Source organism: Acidobacteriota bacterium (genome assembly GCA_026393755.1).
GTDB lineage: Bacteria > Acidobacteriota > Vicinamibacteria > Vicinamibacterales > JAKQTR01 > JBAXOX01.
In genome coordinates this window covers 54,490-73,345 of the sequence record JAPKZO010000030.1, presented here as the reverse complement: position 1 = coordinate 73,345, position 18,856 = coordinate 54,490, and the positions used below count along the sequence as shown (strand labels likewise).

Sequence of the window (18,856 nt, the reverse complement as noted above, 5' to 3'; positions counted from 1 at the left end):
CCGGCAGATCCGCGGGCACATCGTCGTCTTGTGGGACGGCGGAAATCCCCATCGAGGCAAGCTCGTACCGGAGCTGTGCGCGCGCACCACGAGGATGCACCTGCGACGCTTCCCGGCCTATGCGCCAGAGTTCAACCCCCACGAGGGCGTCTGGAAGTTGGCCAAGCAACGACTCGCGAATGGCCAGGCGCATGATCTCCCGGAGCTGATGGTCGCCGTGATCGACTCCTTGCAGACCATTCGTGCCCACCGTCGCAACCTCCGAGGCTGCATTACCCACTCGGCCCTTCCCCCTTTTTTGCGCTGACAGTGCCATTCTTTATGCAGCGGTCATTAGCTCGTTATGCGGAGCTTCAAAGAACGGGTCAGTTCTGGAGAACAGTGAAAGGTCAGCGCGTCGTTCGCTTTCTTGGTCTTACCCTGATGGATCGCCAGGATCAGCAGCCGCCGCTATTCGTGGTGCTGCTCGAGCAAGGCCAGCAAGGAGCGGTTCAACTTATCAGTCTCCTGCTCTTCGATGATCTGGTGGTCGACGGGCACCTGGTTGAGCAACGCCTTCGCACGCTCGTACGCCTTGCGACTTCCTGACGATGGTCTACCCATCAGAAAGATGATCGTGCCCAAGTCCGCCGCCTCGTGTAAGCCCACGGCCGTGCCGACCCACTGGGACGCCTTTCGCTGCAACGACTCAGCGCGCTTGAAGTCCATCGACAGCGGCTGAACAACATGCCAACGGCCGTTCTTCACGGCGTGATCGAAGTCAACCTTCACGCTCGACGTCGCGAATGACTTCCTCGTCATCTGGCCGGACACTACGTTGGACAGTTTGCCCACGCACTCCCTCCACACCTGACCGTCGTCGCGCCGCGGTCTCTCATCGGCATGGGCCTTCTGGGATTCGACCATCCGGTCGAACAACACGGTGATTTCGTGATCGAGATCGCTCGTGATGCCGTGTCGGGCCGGTGTAAACGACAGGGCTGCGCCGGTGTCGGGCATGAGCGTGGTCAACCACTCGACGAAGGACCGATCGCTTACGAAGAGCGGACTCTCCCGGAAGGTTCTTTCGGCAGCCCTGAAGACAATCACAATGTTGGCCACAGCCCTGCGAAATGTGAGCCCGTCGAATCCCGCGAACGCCTGCGACAGCCGCTCGTAGTGGGAGTCAACCAGGAGTCGAAGAAACCTGACCTGCTGGCTGTACACGACGACACCAATGTTGAGGCCTTCTCCCGCGCCGGGATCCGGCCCGTAGCGAAGAACGACGTACGAATAGGCATGTTTCGTCATGGCGACACCCCGAGAGTGGCGAAAACTTCCCGCTTGAACTCTAGCCAGTGAGCGAAGACGGCCTCGAAGTGGGCGTGGATTGCAGCACCAATGGCGTGCCACGCTGCTGAAATCGTACCACATGTGTTGGCAACCGCCCCGGCAGGAACGGATTCGAAGGGAGCAAACACGTCGCCCCATTTGACCTCGGAACCGTGCTCCTGCAAGGAGTGAAAGAACAGGTGCTTATTGGCGAAGGTCAGTCCGCTGATACGCCATGGATCCGACTTGAGTATCGCGAGTCTGAAACTGAACGCGTTTTCGAAATCGAACGGCACAATCCTGCCGTCGGCTCTGCCACAATTGGGACTTTCGGGTCGCCGGTCAGCGTTCTGGCTGATCATGTCAAACAGGTAGATCCTGGCAGCTTCCGTGACCTCATCCAGTGTCAGCCCCGGCGATGCGGGGAACACTTGCAGGTTGGGAACCAATTCAACGCCGACGGCCAAACCCGCGGATGGACTGACGCCACCTTGCTGCACATCCACAGCTATGGCGGCAAGAAATTCAGTCGAGATGTTTACCAGGCCAGCCATCGGCGCAGCCATCCCGAACAGCCTGGCTAACCTGCAGCCCAACAACTCCTGACATAGGGACGCCTCGTGTATCTCCGGCAATCCGAGTGCTTTCACAATGAACCTGACGCGCTCTTCACCCTTCTCGGCGTCTCGCGCACACTCCAACAGGAGCGGTTTGGTCCGCCCCTTCGGCTGGACCCTCTCGAATCGGACGGCCTCCCATGTCTCTTCCATATTCGCCGCCAATACTACGTCGGATCAGCCCGCCAGGCAGAGAAACGACTCGACGGCGCGGGCGGTTTGTCTCCCCGTTGGCCGCGTCAGATATGTCCCCCGAGATCGCCACGTTACAGCTTCCGTGGGTGTCATCATGGCATCTTCCTGGGACCGCGACGCTCCATCGCCGCTTGGACGCGGGCCGCGCTGTCCACCTCGGCGTCGGAGCGCTACGGCGAGACCTCGACGAAGCTCAACGAGCGAAGCCGGGGAGCCCGGCGATCCCAGGGATTCGTCCCTCCCTCCGCCCTCCATGGCCCTGACTCCAGACAGTTGACACCCGGGCCGCTTCTTGCTTCACTAGTCAGACGGGGGTGCCGTTCGCGGGGCATCCCGGGAGCACGTGTGGTTCCGGCTCGACGAGCGGACGGTTGCGGACCGCTCACCATCGGCCGGGACATGAGTACAGGCCCCTTCCTTTTTCTTCAGGCGGCATCGCGCCCATGTGGGGACGCGATGCTGCAGATCGCGAGATCACATGGCTGTCATCCGACCCTTCCGAGCCCTGAGGCCCGAGCCCTCGCTCGCCTCGCGCATCGCGGCCGTGCCGTACGATGTGGTCAACACCGAGGAAGCGCGCGCGCTCGCGTCAGGCAACGACCTCAGCTTCCTGCACGTCTCCCGCGCCGAGATCGATCTGCCTCCCGACACGAATCCGTACGCGGACATCGTGTATCGAACGGCTGCCGAGCGGTTCGCGCGCATGCGGCCGCACATGGTCGAGGAAGGCATTCCCGCCGTGTACTTCTACCGGCTGCGCATGGGATCCCATACGCAGACCGGCCTGGCGGCGTGCTATTCGGTCGATGAGTACGACGCGGAGCTGGTGAAGAAGCACGAGCGGACCAGGCGCGACAAGGAAGACGATCGCACGCGCCACATCACCGAACTGCGCGCCCAGACCGGCCCGGTGTTCCTGACCTACAGGGCATCGGCCGCGGTGGACGCCGTGGCTGCCCGCGTGGCTGCGACCGCGCCGCTCTACGACCTGGTGGCGCCCGATGGCATCAGCCACACAGTGTGGAAGGTGACCGGCGCCGACCTGACTCAGGTCGTCGAGGCATTTCGTGCGCTCCCGGCGGTCTACATCGCGGACGGGCATCATCGGGCAGCCAGCGCCGCCCGGGCGCGAAAGACGATCGGACGGGAGATCGGCCGCGACGGTGTCGTCGAGGCCGATTGGTTCCTCGCGGTGGCATTCCCAGACAACCAGACCCAGATCCTTCCGTACAACCGCACGGTCAAGGATCTCGCGGGTCTGACGCCCGACGCGTTTCTCCAGGCCGTCAAGGCGAGGTTTGCCGTGCGCGACGGCGGCCCGGCGACACCCGCGAAGAAGGGCGATGTGGCGATGCTCGTCGCCGGCAAGTGGTACACGCTCGATGTCGGCGCCCGCGCCGGATCCGATGTGATCAGCCGTCTCGATGTCAGCATCCTGCAGGAGCACCTGCTCGACCCGGTGCTGAAGGTCGCGGACGTGCGGACCGACAAGCGCATTGATTTTGTCGGCGGCATTCGCGGCACGGCCGAGCTCGAGAAACTTGTGGCCTCAGGCAAGGCGGCGGTGGCGTTTTCGCTGTTCCCGGTGAGCGTCACGGACTTGATGAGCATTGCCGACGCGGGCGGGATTATGCCGCCCAAGTCCACATGGTTCGAGCCGAAGCTGCGGGACGCGCTGCTGATTCACACGATATAGAAACCTGCCGTGGCCTTCATCCTGCGCAGTAACACGAGTTGTTCGTCACCCCGGCGGAAGCCCCGGGGCCCCCAACGCGGCTGCCGCGTCGGGGTGGCATACGGGGTCCAGAGAGGTACGCGATGAAAGTACTGATTGCCGACAAATTCGAGAAGAGCGGTCTCGATGCCCTGCAGGCGCTTGGCGTGGAGGTTCTCTATCAGCCGGATCTGAAAGACGCGGCGCTTGGCGAGGCGTTGGCCGCGACGAAAGCCGACGTGCTGGTCGTGCGGTCAACGAAAGTGCCCGAACCGATTCTCGAGGCGAGCGCTCTCTCGCTTGTCGTCCGCGCCGGGGCGGGCTTCGACACGATTGATGTCAAAGCGGCATCGCGACGAGGCATCTATGTATCCAACTGCCCAGGCCGCAACTCCATCGCTGTCGCGGAACTGGCCTTTGGCCTGATTCTGTCGCTCGATCGGCGCATTCCCGACAACGTGGCCGAGTTGCGCGCGGGCAAGTGGAACAAGAAGGAATTCTCGAAGGCGCGGGGCCTTCATGGCCGGACGCTCGGCCTGCTGGGCTTCGGCAGCATCGGGCAGGAGATGGCCAAGCGCGCCCAGGCCTTCGGGATGAAGCTGGCCATCTGGAGCGAGCTTGGCATCGAGGTCGGCAAGGATGGGCTGCCGGTCGACCTGCCGGTCCTCATGCGCCTCCGTCCTGCCGCTGGCGCCCCGATGGAGCCGAGCGTGCGCGTCTGCGAGACGCCGGCCGAAGTCGCCGCGCACTGCGACATCCTGAGCGTGCATCTCGCGCTCAACGACAAGACACGGGGCGTCGTCAACGCGGACGTGCTCGGCCAGTTGAAGCCCGGCTCGTTCTTCGTGAACACGGCGCGTGGCGAGGTGGTCGACTACAAGGCGCTCGAGGCCGCGGTCAAGGAGCGGAACCTGCACGTGGCGATCGACGTGTACGGCAAGGAACCGGCCACCCCGTCGGGCGACTTCCTCGATCCGCTGATACAGCTGCCCAACGTGTACGGCACGCACCATATCGGGGCGTCGACCGACCAGGCGCAGGAGGCGATTGCCGCCGAAACTGTGCACATCATCACGGTCTTCACGCAGACGGGCCGCGTCCCCAACGTGATCAACCTCGCCCGCAAGACGCCGGCGACGCATGTCCTGGTCGTCCGGCAGAAGGATCGCCCGGGCGTGCTGGCGCACGTGTTCGATTTGCTGCGCGAAGCCGGGCTCAATGTCGAGGAGACCGAAAACATCATCTTCGCCGACGCCGAGGCAGCCATCGCAAGGCTCAACGTCGACGGGGAGCCGCCGGCGGATGTGATCGCGCGGATCAAGGCGGGCAACCCTGACGTGCTGGACGTGCACGTGGTGGCAATAGGCTAAGTCTGCCGATTTACAGGTTCGGCGACGAACCTGTTCCATCGGGACTTAGTGCTGAGCGAGCGTTGTGACCCAATCATCTCGCGAGAATACGCAACCGTAATTACGAGTCGAAGCACTGACAAACGCGGCCCGCATAACACGCGGACCGGATCGTCTTCTGGAGGAAGCAATCATGGCGACAACAACAGCGCGTGTATTCAACTTCGCGGCCGGCCCGGCCGTCCTCCCGCTGCCGGTCCTCGAAGAGGCCCAGCGGGATCTGGTCAGCATGCCAGGCGTCGGGATGTCGATTCTCGAAATGAGCCATCGGGGCAAGTTCTTCGAGGGCGTGCTCCAGCAGACCGAAGCCGACATCCGCAAGCTTGCGGGCGTGCCGGACGACTACAAGGTGCTCTTTCTGCCCGGCGGCGCGAGCCTGCAGTTCTCCATGGTGCCGCTCAACTTCCTGCCCCGCGACGGATCGGCCGACTACATCGTCACCGGCGCGTGGTCACAGAAATCCGTGAAGGAAGCGAAGAAAGTCGCCGGCGTCAAGATTGCCTACACGGGCGAGGCCACAAAGTTCAACCACGTGCCGGCACAGAGCGAGCTCAAGCTCGATCCCGCCGCCGCGTTCGTGTCGTTCACGTCGAACGAGACCATTCACGGCGTCGAATTCAAGTACGTTCCCGAGACGGGAAGCGTGCCACTGGTGTGCGACACGTCGTCCGACATGTTCAGCCGCCCGATCGATGTGCCCAGGCACACGTTGATCTACGCCGGCGCTCAGAAGAACATCGGGCCCGCCGGCGTGGTGGTCGTCATCGTCAAGGACGAGTGGCTCAAGAAGCGCGTCGACGACCCCAGGCTGCCGACGATGCTGAACTATGCGATCCACGCGGACAACACGTCGATGTACAACACGCCGCCGTGTTTCGCCATCTACATCATGGGGCTCGTGATGAAGTGGCTGCTGTCGATTGGCGGCCTGCCCGGCATCCACGCGATCAACGAGCGGAAGGCGGCCAGGCTCTACGCCGAGATCGATCGGACCGGCTACTACAAGGGTCACGCCCAGAAGGACTGCCGGTCGCTCATGAACGTGACGTTCAGGCTTCCGAACGAGGAACTCGAGGCGAAGTTCGCCAAGGAAGCGAAGGCGGCCGGGCTCGACGGCCTCAAGGGCCACCGGTCGGTCGGCGGCATGCGCGCGTCGATCTACAACGCGTTTCCCGAGGCAGGCGTCACCGCCCTCGTCCAGTTCATGCAGGAGTTCGAGAAGAAGAATGGATAGGGTCCTGTAGGGGCGCGATTCATCGCGCCCGCATCAGAAGCAGGAAGCCCGAATGAAGGCGTAGGGGCACGGCATGCCGTGCCCTTGCGACGCGGACGAAGATGATGGCGCGAGATTTGGCATGAACAAGCGGCGAACCTGCGTGGCGTGGTTGTGTCTCGCGTTTGTCTGGATCAGCGCGCCGGCATATGCGATTGATGGGCGTGTCATCGATGCCCGGACCGGTCAGCCGATTGCCCGGGCCGAAGTGACCATTCTCGGGCGCCCTGGCACCGTTTACACGGACGCCGACGGCCGCTTTTCCTGGAAACCGGACCCGACTCCACCATTCGAAGTTCTGGTCATTCTGCCCGGCGAGCGTTTCACCAAACCCGTTTTGATCGAGAAGATTCCAACTGACGGGAAGCTCGACATCCGGATTTCGGCGATTGTTGACGAGACCGTCACGGTAACCGCCGGCGCCGCGCCCGACATAGAAACCACGCTGGCCAGTGCCACCGCGTTTCTGCCATCGCAAGAGATCCAGAACCGTCAACCCGCCAACCTGACACAGGCCCTGGAAAGCGTGGCCGGTGTATCGACCGTCTCCGAGGGTCATGCCGCCGTTCCGGCGATTCGCGGCATGGCGCGTGGGCGGACGCTGATTATGATCGACGGCGCGCGCGTCACCAGCGACCGACGGGTCGGGCCGAGCGCGACGTTTCTCGACCCGTTTGTGCTCGATGGCATCGAGGTCGCCAGAGGGCCGGGGTCTGTGGCGTATGGGTCCGACGCGTTCGGAGGTGTGATTCACGCCCGTACGCGCCGCATCGATCCCGCGTCACCCCTGGCTGCCCGCGTGGTGGGCGCGCTGGGCGCGGGCTCGCCGCAGCAGCGAATTGGCGCTGAGATCTCCAAAGGGCTCGGCAAGGGCGGCCTGACATTCCAGGCCCATTACCGCGACTTCGACGACTACCGGAGCCCAGCTGGCGAAATCTACAACTCCGGCGCGACCGACCGCGGGTTCCTGGCGCGTGGAGAGTACGAAATCGGGAAGGGAATCCTCGGGGCGGCGTGGCAGAGCGACTTCGGCACCGATGTAGGCCGCCCGCGCAACAACTCGACGACGGTGCGGTTCTATTATCCCGTTGAGGATTCGCATCGCTTCACGGGGACCTACGATCTCCGAAAGGTCGGCGGCTTTGAGCGTATCTCGATCAACACCTTCGTGGGCAGCTACCGCCAGGTGACCGATCAGGATCGGTTTGCGACGGCCACCCGCGGGCGGACGCTGGAGAGGGCCGATTATCAGGCGAAAGACTTCCAGGTCCGCGCGTCCGGCGAGCGCCTGTTCAGCCCCGCGCGATTCGAAGCCGGCGTCGATGTAAACGGGCGGTTCGATGTCCACGCCGTCGACACCGTCACCAACTACACCGTGGCCGGCGACGTCGCGAGCGACGTGGAGAATGTCTCGATCGCGGCGGCGCGACGGACCAACGGCGGGACATACGCGACCGTTGAGGCGGCGTTGGGCCCGAAGGTCACCGCGGCCGCCGGCGTCAGGGGTGACTACGTGACGTCGCGGAACCTCGGGGGCTACTTCGGAGACCACGCCACCTCGCGCGGCGCGTTGTCTGGCAGCGGGTCGCTGAGCATCGGCCCCTGGGCCGGCGTCACCTTCACGGGCCAGGTCGGCAGCGGTTTCCGCGATCCGACCGTGTCTGACCGCTACTACCGCGGCCCGACCGGCCGGGGATTCATCACGGGCAACCCCGATCTCGATCCGGAGCGCAGCATCCAGTTCGACGGAGGAATCCGGTACACGGCGTCCCGCATCCGGCTGGGCCTGTTCGGGTTCCAGTACCGCATCACCGACCTGATCGAGCGGTACCAGACCGCGACAGACTTCTTCTTCTTCCGCAACCGCGGCCGAGCCCGCATCCGCGGGATCGAAGTCGAGGCTCAGGCCAGGCTCGGGTGGCAGATGTCGCTCGAAGTTACCGGGACGGTGACGCGGGGCCTGGCCCTTGACGACAGCACGGCGCTGGACGACGTGCCGCCGGCAACGTTCACACTGGGCCTGCGGCGGCCCGTGTCGTCGCGGGGATTCGTGCACGTGCGGGGCGCTTTTTATGGCGTGGACGACCGGCCGGGCCCGACCGAGGTGCGCATGCCGGGCTACACGCTCGTGGATGTGATCGGCGGCGTCACGCTGACGAAGCGGATCGATCTCAATCTAAACGTGCGCAACCTGCTCGACCAGCAGTACCCCGTGAGCCCCGACTCGCGCGCAATCCCGGCGCCAGGTATCAGCGCCGTGCTGACCGCGACCGCCCGATTCTAGTGTTGGACCCCGACAGAAGAAGGGGGCCAGCGCCATGCCGGCCCCTTCATGATCTTCGGCGACCCGGCGACCCGGCGGGACGGTCGTCGGTCGACTGGCGGATCCAGTCAGGGCACGGCATGCCGCGCCCCTACGGGGACCGCGAGATACGAACGCGCGCCGTGCCCCTGCGGCGGCGCAGACTCAGCGCTTCCGTTTCTTGAGAAACGGTTTCAATACATCCATCAGGTCGGGTTTGCCGATTTCCTGCAGCTCGTAGCGCACCCGCACGGTCGGCTTTCTGATCGTAATGAGGCGGTTCAGATCAATCGGCGTGCCGATGATGACCGTGTCGCAGGGCACCTTGTTGATCGTCGTTTCGAGATCCTTGACCTGCTTGTCGCCGTAGCCCATCGCGGGCAGCAAGGTGCCAATCCCCGGGTACTTCTTGAACGTGGCCGTAATGGTCCCCACGGTCCAGGGTCGCGGGTCCACAATCTCTGCGGCACCGAACTTACCCGCCGCCACCACCCCCGCGCCAAACTTCATCTCGCCGTGCGTCAGTGTCGGGCCGTCCTCAACGACGAGGACGCGCTTGCCCGTGATGCGCTCGGCGTGATCGACAACGATGGGGGACGCCGCCTCGATGATGAGGGCCCGGCCGTTGACCCGGCGGATGTTCTGCCGCAGCCGGTTGATGGCGTCCAAATCGGCGGTGTCCACCTTGTTGATGATGACGACATCCGCGATTCGCAGGTTGGTTTCGCTCGGATGATAGAGCAACTCGTTGCCGACCCGCAGCGGATCGGCAACAACGATGTGCAGATCCGGTTTGTAGAAGGGCGTGTCGTTGTTCCCGCCGTCCCAGAGGATGACATCGGCCTCGGCCTGTGCCTGCGCGAGGATGTCGCCGTAGTCCACGCCGGCGTAAATGATGGTGCCGCCGACGATGTGCGGCTCGTACTCTTCGATTTCCTCAATCGTGCACTTGTGCTTCTTCAGATCGGCAATGGACCCGAAGCGCTGGACCCGCTGCTTCTCCAGATTCCCGTACGGCATCGGGTGTCTGATGGCGGCGACCTTCAGGCCGTGCTCCCGGAGGATGCCCGCGATGCGGCGAGTGGTCTGGCTCTTGCCGGATCCCGTGCGGACGGCGCACACGGAAATGACAGGCTTCCTGCTCTTGAGCATCGTCTCCGCCGCGCCCAGGATCTTGAAGCTGGCGCCGGCCGCGTTCGCGATCGATCCGCGCCCCATGACGTAGGCGTAAGGCACGTCGCTGTACGCGAAGACGACTTCGTTGACGTTGTGCTCGCGGATGATGGACTCGAGGTCCTTCTCGGCCAGAATCGGGATGCCCTTCGGATAGTGCTTGCCGGCGAGCGACGCGGGATAGCGACGGCCGTCAATATTTGGAATCTGCGTGGCGGTGAACGCGACGACCTCGTAACGAGCGTCGTTGCGGTAGACGACGTTGAAATTGTGGAAATCGCGCCCGGCGGCGCCCATGATGACGGTGCGGATACGTTTCATCGTTGTTAACCTTCAATAACCTTCTTGAGGCGGTCGAATGCCCAGTCGATTTCTTCGCGTGTGATGACCAGCGGCGGCGCCAGGCGGATAACGTGGTCGTGCGTTTCCTTGCAGAGCATGCCCTCTTCCATCAGGCGCTCGCAGTACGGGCGGGCGGCGACGGTCAACTCGACGCCAATCCACAGCCCGCGTCCGCGGACCTCCTTGATGATCGGGCTCTTGAGCGTGTGGAGCTTCCCGAGGAAATACGCGCCAAGTTCGGCGGACCGTTCGACCAGCTTCTCGTCGACCAGCACCCTGATGGCCGCGCGCGCCACCGCGCAGGCCAGCGGGTTGCCGCCAAACGTGCTGCCGTGATCGCCGGGCTTGAAGACCCCCAGTACTTCGCGCCGCGACAGGACCGCCGAGATCGGGTAGAAGCCGCCCGACAGGGCCTTGGCGATGATCACCATGTCGGGCTCAATCTCCTCCCACTGGTGTGCGAAGAGCTTGCCGGTGCGGCCGAGCCCGGACTGGATCTCGTCGGCAATCAACAGCACGTTGTGCCGCTTACAGAGGTCCGCGGCCTTCTTGAGGAACCCTGCGGGCGGCAGGACGATTCCGGATTCGCCCTGGATGGGCTCCACGAGGAACGCTGCTGTATTCGGCGTGATGGCCGCTTCGAGCGCCGCCGCGTCGCCATAAGGGACCGTGACGAATCCGGGCGTCAGCGGGCCGAAGCTCTCCTTGTACTGGGCCTCGGTCGAGAAGCTGATGATGCTGATCGTGCGCCCGTGGAAGTTACCCTGGCAGGTGATGATCTCGGCCTTGCCGGCCGGGATGCCCTTGACCGTGTAGCCCCACTTCCGCGCGGCCTTGAGCGCCGTCTCGACCGCCTCGGCGCCGGAGTTCATGGGCAGCGACATGTCCATGCCCGTGAGGTCGTGCAGTTCCTTGAAGAGCAGAGGAAGTTGATCGTTGCGGAATGCGCGCGACGTCAATGTGACGCGTTTTGCCTGCTCCAGCATCGCCTGCATGATGCGCGGGTGGCAGTGACCCTGGTTGACCGCCGAGTAGGCGGCCAGACAATCCAGGTAGCGCTTGCCGTCCACGTCGTACACCCATACCCCTTCGGCCCGCTCGATGACGACGTCGAGCGGATGGTAGTTGTGCGCGCCGTACTGCTCTTCGACATCGATAAATGCCTGACTGCGAGCGGTTGTTTTCTCCATAAAGCACCTCTGAAATACCGATCCATCGCGTGAAGGTCTGGCCCTGAGAGCAGCACCGCCGAGGAGCTGCGCCAGGGAGTGGCCCCGGATGTTCAACGTGCGAGGGCTAATGGTCTTCCGGCCGCTGGTTTCGGGGCGTCAGCATCAGTCGTCTCCTACTCCTGATCCCAGAGCAGCGTCAGCAGCGCCATCCTGACAACCAGGCCATTGGCCGCCTGCTTGAAATACAACGCCCTTGGGTCATCATCGACTTCCTTGGCGATCTCGACCGTCCGTGGCAGTGGATGCAGAATCATGGCATCCGGCTTCATCTTCCGCAGCAGCCTGGCGTCGATCGTGTAGCGGGAGAGCGCCGCGCGATCCGATACACGGTCCGGACGAATGCGTGTCTGGTAGATCACATCCACGTCGCCAGCGATCGAGTCGACGTCGTGGAGCATGCTGTACCAGACGTCGTGCTCGTCGAGGTGCGCCAGAATGTCCGGGCGCATCTGCAGCTCGGGCGGACTGACAAAGTAAATCTTGACCCGGTCGAACTTGCTCAAGAGATAGGCGAGCGACCGCGCGGTCCGGCCGCCGTCCAGCTCGCCGACAATCGCAATCGTCAGGCCGTCGAGCGACCGCCGCTCGCGGTAGATCGTATAGAGATCGAGCAGCGCCTGCGTCGGGTGCTGACCGCTGCTGCCGTCACCCGCGTTGATGATGGGCACGCTCGACACGCGTGCCGCCCGCCGCGCCCCGCCTTCTTCGGTGGGCCGCAGCACGATCACGTCGGAAAACGACGAGATGGTCCGAATCGTGTCTTCGAGCTGCTCCCCTTCAATCTCCGACGAAAACGCCCGCGCGTGCTCAGTCGACAGCACGCGGCCGCCGAGACGGCACATGGCGGCCTCGAACGAAAACCGTGTGCGCGTGGACGGCTCGTAGAAGAGCGACGCCATGATCTTGTCCGCATAATCGCGGGTGCCTCCCCGCGCGACCAGGCGCTCCATCTGGCGCGTCCGATCGAACAGCTCCATCAGGAGCGGGACGGTGAACTGCTGGGACTCGAGGACGTGTTCAAGCTTCATAAACACCTGCCTGCCGTCAGTTTCTCGCCCCTAACCTCGCACCACATGCGTCCCCGCGTCTCCCCGAACCGCATCGAGAAGCCGCTCGCCGGACGTGATGATTACTTCCTGCCCCCCGCTCCGCAGAAAACGGAGTGCCGATTCGACCTTGGGCCCCATGTTACCAGGCGGGAAATGTCCCTCCGCATGGTACCTGGCGAGCTCATCCGCGGTGACTCGACCGAGCGGTCTCTGATCGGCCTTCTTGTAGTTCAGGCAGACGCGTTCGGCATCCGTCGAGATGATGAACAGGTCCGACCGCAGCCGTGACGCCAGCAGCGCCGACGCCCGATCCTTGTCGATGACCGCCTCTATGCCACGCAACCCGCGCCCGACCCGTATCACGGGAATCCCGCCGCCGCCCACCGCGACCACCAGGACGCCGGTGTCAATCAGCCGCCGGATGACGTCCTCCTCGACGATTTCGATCGGCTCAGGCGACGGCACGACCCGCCGGTACCCTCGGGCCGCATCTTCGACGATGTGCCAGCCGAACTGCTGATGCCGAATCTCCGCTTCCCGCGCCGAGTAGAACGGACCGATGGGCTTGGTCGGCCGCTCCATGGCCGGATCGCCCGGCGACACCACAACCTGCGTCAGCACGGTCGCGACTGGCGTGGTCAAGCCCGCGTCGGCCAGTGCCCCTTGCAGCGATTGCTGCAGCAGGTATCCGATTTCCCCCTGGGTGGTCGCATCGCAGACATCGAGCGGGTGAGTATAGACGTGGTCGGCCGACCGCTCGGACCGCAGCAGCGCGGCGCCGACTTGCGGGCCGTTCCCGTGTGTGACGACGAGGTGAAAGCCCAGGCGGATGATCTGGACAATCGCTTCCGCCGTCCGTCGTGCGTTGGCGAATTGTTCCGCAATGGTGCCCTTCTCACCCGAGCGGATGAGCGAGTTCCCGCCGACGGCCACCACTGCGGTCTGAGCCACCCGGCACCTACTTCATCAGTTCGAGCATGATTGCCTTCTGCGCATGCAGGCGATTCTCGGCTTCCTGGAACACCACCGAGCGCGGCGAGTCGATGACCTCGTCGGTCACTTCATCCCCCCGATGCGCGGGCAGGCAGTGCATGAAGATGGCGTCCGGCTTGGCCTTGGCGAACAGCGACCCATTCACCTGATACGGCCGGAAGACCGCCTTGCGCGCGTAGGCCTCGGATTCCTGGCCCATACTTGCCCAGGTATCTGTGTACACGACGTCGGCATCCGCGACGGCTTCGGCCGGATCCTCGGTGATGAGGCAGGTCGATCCGGTCTTTGCGCCCTCGGTGCGCGTCCACGCCGTCACCTCGTGGGTCGGCTGGTAACCGGCAGGCGCGCCAATCGCGATGTGGACGCCGAACCGCGCGGCCGCGAACATCAGCGAGTTCGACACGTTGTTGCCATCGCCGACGTAGGCAAGCTTGAGCCCCGCGAGCGACCCCTTGATTTCAGTGATGGTCAGGAAATCCGCCATGGCCTGGCACGGATGGCTGAAGTCGGTGAGGCCGTTGATAATCGGGATGCTCGCATACTCCGCCATCTTGTCCACGATGTCGTGGCCGAAGGTCCGGATCATGATGCCCTGCACCATCCGCTCGAGATTCTTGGCGACGTCGTAGATCGACTCGCGCTTGCCCAGGTTGATCTCGGCGGGCGACAGGTAGACCGAGTACCCGCCCAACTGCTGGATGCCCACGTCGAAGCTCACGCGCGTCCGAAGCGAGGGTTTCTCGAAGATGAGGGCGAGCGTCTTGCCCTTGAGAGATTCGGCGAACCGGCCTGGGTCGGCCTTGATGTCGCGGGCGAGATCGAGCAGGTGCACCAGCTCGGTGCTGTCGAAATCGCGAATCGTCAGAAAGTCCTTCACGCGCATGGCATGTCTCCACGATGAACAGGCAATCGTCTTGTTCAGGTAGCCAGCGTGTCGGGCCGACAAGCCGTCTCGTCTCAGGAACGGCGACGGGGGACGGGCGAGGCGAGAGAAACCGGGGTCACACCCGGCACCCGGGGATTCTACCTTGAGGCAGGCTGCGAAGCCAAGTTAGCGGGCACCCTTCGACTCCGCTCAGGGCAGGCGGGCCCCGCGCCCCTACGGCCGCAAGCGTCGTCTGCGGCCACGGCGTGTCCGCCGAAGCCTAGCGCGAAGGCGGATGAATCGCGCCCCTACGCCCGGGGGCGCCTGCGACGGCGGCGGCGGCGCGGCGGCGGCCCGGATTCCGGCGCCTCCAGACCGACTTCACGGCGCCAGTAGGCCAGCAGATCGGGCGAATCAGAGTGGATGTCGAGCCACGTGAGCGCGTCGGCAAACGCGGCACGCTGGATGAACATCCGCCGCGCGTGGGGTGAGGATCGGCCTGGGTCCCGAAGCCGGCGCTGCATCATCAGCACCTGGTGGATCCGCTCGACATCCTTCCGCGCGAGCGGCAGCAGACCCAGACTCAGCCCGGGCTTGTCGCCAGCTTCGAGCCACGACGGCCACCCGGCCTGCGAGAAACCCAGGGGCACGATGAGGCTCCCGAGCAGCACCGGATTGGTCAGCGAGTCCGGACAGGCCGCCGAACGACGGCGGTACGCGTCGAGGCGATCGAGCGACGCCCACAGCGTGTCGCCGGCCTGCTCGTGCAGCGCCGGGCTGAGCGGTTCGAGCAATCCGACCCGCTTCAATGCCTCGAACGTCTGCCGGGCGCACCCGGTCCGCAGGATCTTGTAGTACTCATCCATCAACCTCGGCGGCGCCGCCTTCGCAATCTCGCCGCGATGATGGGCGATCGCCTCGAGAATGGGCCCGTCGATCTCAAATTCCAGCCGCGCCCCGAACGAAATCGCCCGCTGCATGCGCACCGGGTCTTCGCGGAACCGGTTCTCCGGAATCCCGATGCACTTGACGATGCGGGCGCGCAGGTCCCGCAACCCGCCCACATAGTCGATAATCGAGAAGGTGGCGATGTCGTAGAAGAGCGCGTTGATCGTGAAGTCGCGGCGGAACGCGTCTTCCTCGGCCGTCCCGAACGTGTTGTCCCGATGGATCAGGTGCTGATGATCGTCGGGCGCCGGCACGTCGCCGCTTTCAGCCGCCGCCTTCGCCTCGGCCATCTCAACGTCGGACACCTGGCGCCGGAACGTGGCGACCTCGATGACCTTCTTGCCGAACACGACATGGGCCAGCCGGAACCGGCGACCAATGATCCAGCAGTTTCTGAACAGCTTCTTGATCTGGTACGGATGCGCGTCGGTGCCGATGTCGAAATCTTTCGGCCGCCGCCCAAGCAGCAGATCCCGCACCCCGCCCCCGACCAGGTACGCGGAGAAACCAGCGTCCTTCAGGCGGTAGAGGACCTTCAGCGCGTCAGAATCAACATCCCGTCGCGAGAGCGTGTGCTGGTCGCGGGGGACAACGAGAGGTTCCACGGGCATCCATTATAGGGGTCACTGGGGACGGTTTCATAACCTGCGTGAACCACCCCTTCGATCCAACCAGAACGGGTTGTGAAACCGGTTCTAGGGTTTGGCGTCCTTCCAGTTGTCCCCGATTCCAACGTCCACCGTCAGGGGCACGGCCAACGAGGCCGCCGTTTCCATCAGGTCTTGCACCAGCGCCGCTATGTCGCTCGACTCCTCGCGCCGGACCTCGAAGACCAGTTCGTCGTGGACCGTCAGGATCATGCGCGGATACCGGCTGTCCGGAGCCGCCTGACGACTCGCGAGGGCGCCATCCACGTTAATCATGGCCCGTTTCATGATGTCGGCCGCCGTGCCCTGGATCGGCATGTTGACCGCGACCCGCTCAGCGGCGCTGCGGACCTGGCCGTTCTGGCTCGTCAATTCCGGCACCGGCCGCCGCCGGCCGAACAGGGTCTTGACCTCTCCCGACACGCGCGCCTCCTCGAGAGTGCGATCGAGAAACCGGCGCACGCCCGGGAATCCCGCGAAATAGGCGTCGATGAAGGCCTGCGCTGCCTGCTGCGTCACGCCGATGTCCTTGGCCAGCGTAAACGCCGTCTTGCCGTAGAGCAGGGCGTAGTTGATCATCTTCGCGACCGTGCGACGCTCCTTGCGGTCCTTGGTGCTGTCGGGTCCGAAGATCGCCTCTGCGGTCCGATCGTGAATATCCTCTCCGCGTTTGAAGGCCTCGATCAGCGCCTGATCGCCCGAAAGGTGTGCCAGCACCCGCAGCTCGATCTGGGAATAGTCGGCCGAGATCAGCACACAGCCGGGGTCGGCGATAAACGCCCGCCTGATCTCCCGCCCGAGTTCGGTGCGGACCGGGATGTTCTGCAGATTCGGGTCGCTGCTGCTCAGCCTCCCCGTCGCGGCGACGGCCTGATTGAAGCTGGTATGGACGCGCCCGGTGTCGGCGTGAACCAGCAGGGGGAGCGCATCGACATAGGTTCCCTTGAGTTTCTGCATGCTGCGCCACTCGAGGATAAGGCGCGGCAGTTCGTGCGTCAGCGCGAGTTCTTCCAACACGCCGCCCGCGGTCGAGGCCACCTTCGTCTTGCCGGTCTTCTTCCCCGCAGGCAGTTGCAGCCGCTCAAACAGGACCTCGGCCACTTGTCTTGGCGAGTTGATGTTGAACTCGCCGCCGCCCATCTCGAAGATCCGGAGACCGAGGGTCTGAAGATCCCGGCCAAGACGATTCGACAGCTCCGCGAGTGCGGCCGTATCAATCCTCACCCCGGTCTGTTCAATCTCGGCCAGGATGGAGACCAGCGGCAACTCCATCGTATCGTTCAGTTCGGTCAGCGAGTGGCGGACAAGCTGGGCTTGCAGCGGTTCAACCAGCCGGAGCGGCAGTTCGGCGCGTTCGCCGGCAAACGCCAGCGCCGCCGCCGCCGGCATGTCTGCGGCCCCGACCGTCTTGGCGCCCTTCCCGTAAGTGAGTTCCTCGCTCGAGGCCCGGACGCCGATGTGCTCCTGCGCGATCGTTTCAAGTGCGTGCGGTGCTCGCGTGGAGTCGAGCAGGTAGCTGGCCAGCATCGTGTCGAATGCGCACCCGCCCAGCTTCACGCCATGGCGCGCGAGCACAATCATGTCGGTCTTGAGGTCGTGACCCGCCACCTGAAGCGCCCGGTCCTCCAGCAGCGGTCGCAGCACCTTCAGCGCGGCTTCTCCGGGGAGATTGGGATGTTCATCAAGCGAATGATGGCCCAGCGGGATGTAGCGGGCGTGCCCCTCACGTCCCGAGAGCGCAATGCCGACTAGGCGCGCGTGCATCGCGGCCGGATCGTCTCCCACCACGCGCACGCCGAATCGTCCCGCCGCACGGAGTTGGTCCACCAGCGTCTCGAGCGCCTCGATTGAGGTGACGACTTGGTAGTCGTGAGCCACCGCCGATTCCTGCTGTGCCGGCGCAAACTCGCGGGTGAGCGTCTGAAATCCCAGCTCAGCGAAAAGCTCATAACACGCCTGGCGCGCCGGACCCTGGTAACGGAAATGTTCCATGTTGGCGTCGACGGGCACGTCGGCGCGGATGGTGACCAGTTCCCGGCTCAAGCGCGCGGCCGCGGCGTTGGCCAGCAGGGCCTCGCGGTACCGCTTTTGGGTGACGGAGGCGGCCTGTTCGAGCAGGGCGTCGAGCGATCCAAACTGCGCCAGCAGCTCGCGAGCGCCTTTGTCGCCGATTCCCGGGACCCCCTTCACGTTGTCTGATGTGTCACCGGTCAACGCCAGCACGTCGATGACCTGCCGGGGCGGCACGCCGAATTTCTCGACGACGCCGGCTTCGTCGTACCAGGTGCCCTCATCGCGTGGATTGAAGACGCGGATCTTTCCGCCCACGAGCTGGTAGAAGTCCTTGTCGCCCGTGACAATGACCACATCGAAACCCGCGGCGGCGCCCTTGAGCGCCAGCGTCCCGATCACATCGTCTGCCTCGAATCCTTTAGAGACGAGCACCGGGACGCCCAGCGCCTCGCACGAGCGATGGACCCAGGGGATCTGTTCCGCGAGATCGGGAGGCATGGGGGGCCGATGCGCCTTGTAGTTGTCGGCCAGCGCACTCCGGAACGTCGGCCCGGGCAGATCGAAGGCGGCGGCGATCAGGTCGGGCCGATGATCGGCGACAAGCCTGCGGAGCATCATGACGAATCCGAACACCGCGTTGGTGGAGCGGCCGTCAGGCCCGGTCAGCCCACCGATGGCGTGGTACGCCCGGTACATCTGCGAACTGCCGTCGATCAGGTAGAGAGTGGACATGCATCGCAATCCTATATCATTGGCGGGTGATGCCGTCCCGC

General features: G+C 64.3%; 14 protein-coding genes. 5 read left to right on the top strand and 9 right to left on the bottom strand.

Going from position 1 to position 18,856, the window contains the following annotated elements; all coding sequences use genetic code 11:
• Positions 1–307 (top strand): transposase (locus NTV05_13350; GenBank protein MCX6545381.1); only part of this gene is annotated, 307 nt, incomplete at its 5' end.
• 143 nt (positions 308–450) lie between these two features.
• Here the strand turns inward: NTV05_13350 and NTV05_13345 are convergent.
• Positions 451–1,290: a DUF3037 domain-containing protein gene (locus NTV05_13345; GenBank protein ID MCX6545380.1), complete on the bottom strand. Its 840-nt coding sequence runs from the start codon at positions 1,288–1,290 to the stop codon at positions 451–453.
• Positions 1,287–1,877 carry a hypothetical protein gene (locus NTV05_13340; protein MCX6545379.1) on the bottom strand — a complete coding sequence of 197 codons (591 nt, stop codon included), beginning with the start codon at positions 1,875–1,877 and terminating at the stop codon, positions 1,287–1,289. Before NTV05_13340 ends, NTV05_13345 begins: the two co-directional genes overlap by 4 nt.
• Before the next feature lie 724 nt (positions 1,878–2,601).
• Between NTV05_13340 and NTV05_13335 the strand changes: the two genes are divergently transcribed.
• The 4 genes from NTV05_13335 (at position 2,602) to NTV05_13320 (ending at position 8,803) form a co-directional block, all read left to right on the top strand.
• Positions 2,602–3,819, top strand: a complete 1,218-nt coding sequence (locus NTV05_13335; GenBank protein ID MCX6545378.1) for a DUF1015 family protein — start codon at positions 2,602–2,604, stop codon at positions 3,817–3,819.
• 122 nt (positions 3,820–3,941) lie between these two features.
• Entirely contained in the window at positions 3,942–5,207 is a 1,266-nt protein-coding gene (locus NTV05_13330) for an NAD(P)-binding domain-containing protein (GenBank protein MCX6545377.1), read from the top strand.
• 172 nt (positions 5,208–5,379) lie between these two features.
• The gene (gene serC / locus NTV05_13325) at positions 5,380–6,480 is read left to right on the top strand and encodes a 3-phosphoserine/phosphohydroxythreonine transaminase (GenBank protein MCX6545376.1); all 1,101 of its coding nucleotides are present in this window, start codon (positions 5,380–5,382) and stop codon (positions 6,478–6,480) included.
• 121 nt (positions 6,481–6,601) lie between these two features.
• Positions 6,602–8,803, top strand: a complete 2,202-nt coding sequence (locus NTV05_13320) for a TonB-dependent receptor (GenBank protein ID MCX6545375.1) — start codon at positions 6,602–6,604, stop codon at positions 8,801–8,803.
• Positions 8,804–8,986: 183 nt separating this feature from the next.
• On the opposite strand, the gene NTV05_13315 is transcribed toward NTV05_13320, so the two are convergent.
• The 7 genes from NTV05_13315 to polA all read right to left on the bottom strand — a co-directional run bounded on the left by NTV05_13315 (position 8,987) and on the right by polA (position 18,815).
• Entirely contained in the window at positions 8,987–10,315 is a 1,329-nt protein-coding gene (locus tag NTV05_13315; protein ID MCX6545374.1) for a cyclic 2,3-diphosphoglycerate synthase, read from the bottom strand.
• A gap of 5 nt (positions 10,316–10,320) precedes the next feature.
• On the bottom strand, positions 10,321–11,526 hold the full coding sequence (rocD, locus tag NTV05_13310) for an ornithine--oxo-acid transaminase (protein ID MCX6545373.1): 1,206 nt from the start codon (positions 11,524–11,526) through the stop codon (positions 10,321–10,323).
• 155 nt (positions 11,527–11,681) lie between these two features.
• Complete coding sequence (pyrB, locus tag NTV05_13305) at positions 11,682–12,596, bottom strand: aspartate carbamoyltransferase (protein MCX6545372.1); 915 nt, start codon at positions 12,594–12,596, stop codon at positions 11,682–11,684.
• Between the two features lie 30 nt (positions 12,597–12,626).
• Complete coding sequence (arcC, locus tag NTV05_13300; GenBank protein ID MCX6545371.1) at positions 12,627–13,568, bottom strand: carbamate kinase; 942 nt, start codon at positions 13,566–13,568, stop codon at positions 12,627–12,629.
• 7 nt (positions 13,569–13,575) lie between these two features.
• On the bottom strand, positions 13,576–14,493 hold the full coding sequence (gene argF, locus NTV05_13295) for an ornithine carbamoyltransferase (GenBank protein ID MCX6545370.1): 918 nt from the start codon (positions 14,491–14,493) through the stop codon (positions 13,576–13,578).
• A gap of 290 nt (positions 14,494–14,783) precedes the next feature.
• Positions 14,784–16,028 (bottom strand): polynucleotide adenylyltransferase PcnB, encoded by a 1,245-nt coding sequence (pcnB, locus tag NTV05_13290; protein ID MCX6545369.1) that lies wholly within the window; start codon positions 16,026–16,028, stop codon positions 14,784–14,786.
• Positions 16,029–16,118: 90 nt separating this feature from the next.
• Positions 16,119–18,815, bottom strand: coding sequence for a DNA polymerase I (gene polA, locus NTV05_13285; GenBank protein ID MCX6545368.1), 2,697 nt, complete (start codon positions 18,813–18,815; stop codon positions 16,119–16,121).
• Positions 18,816–18,856 lie beyond the last annotated feature (41 nt).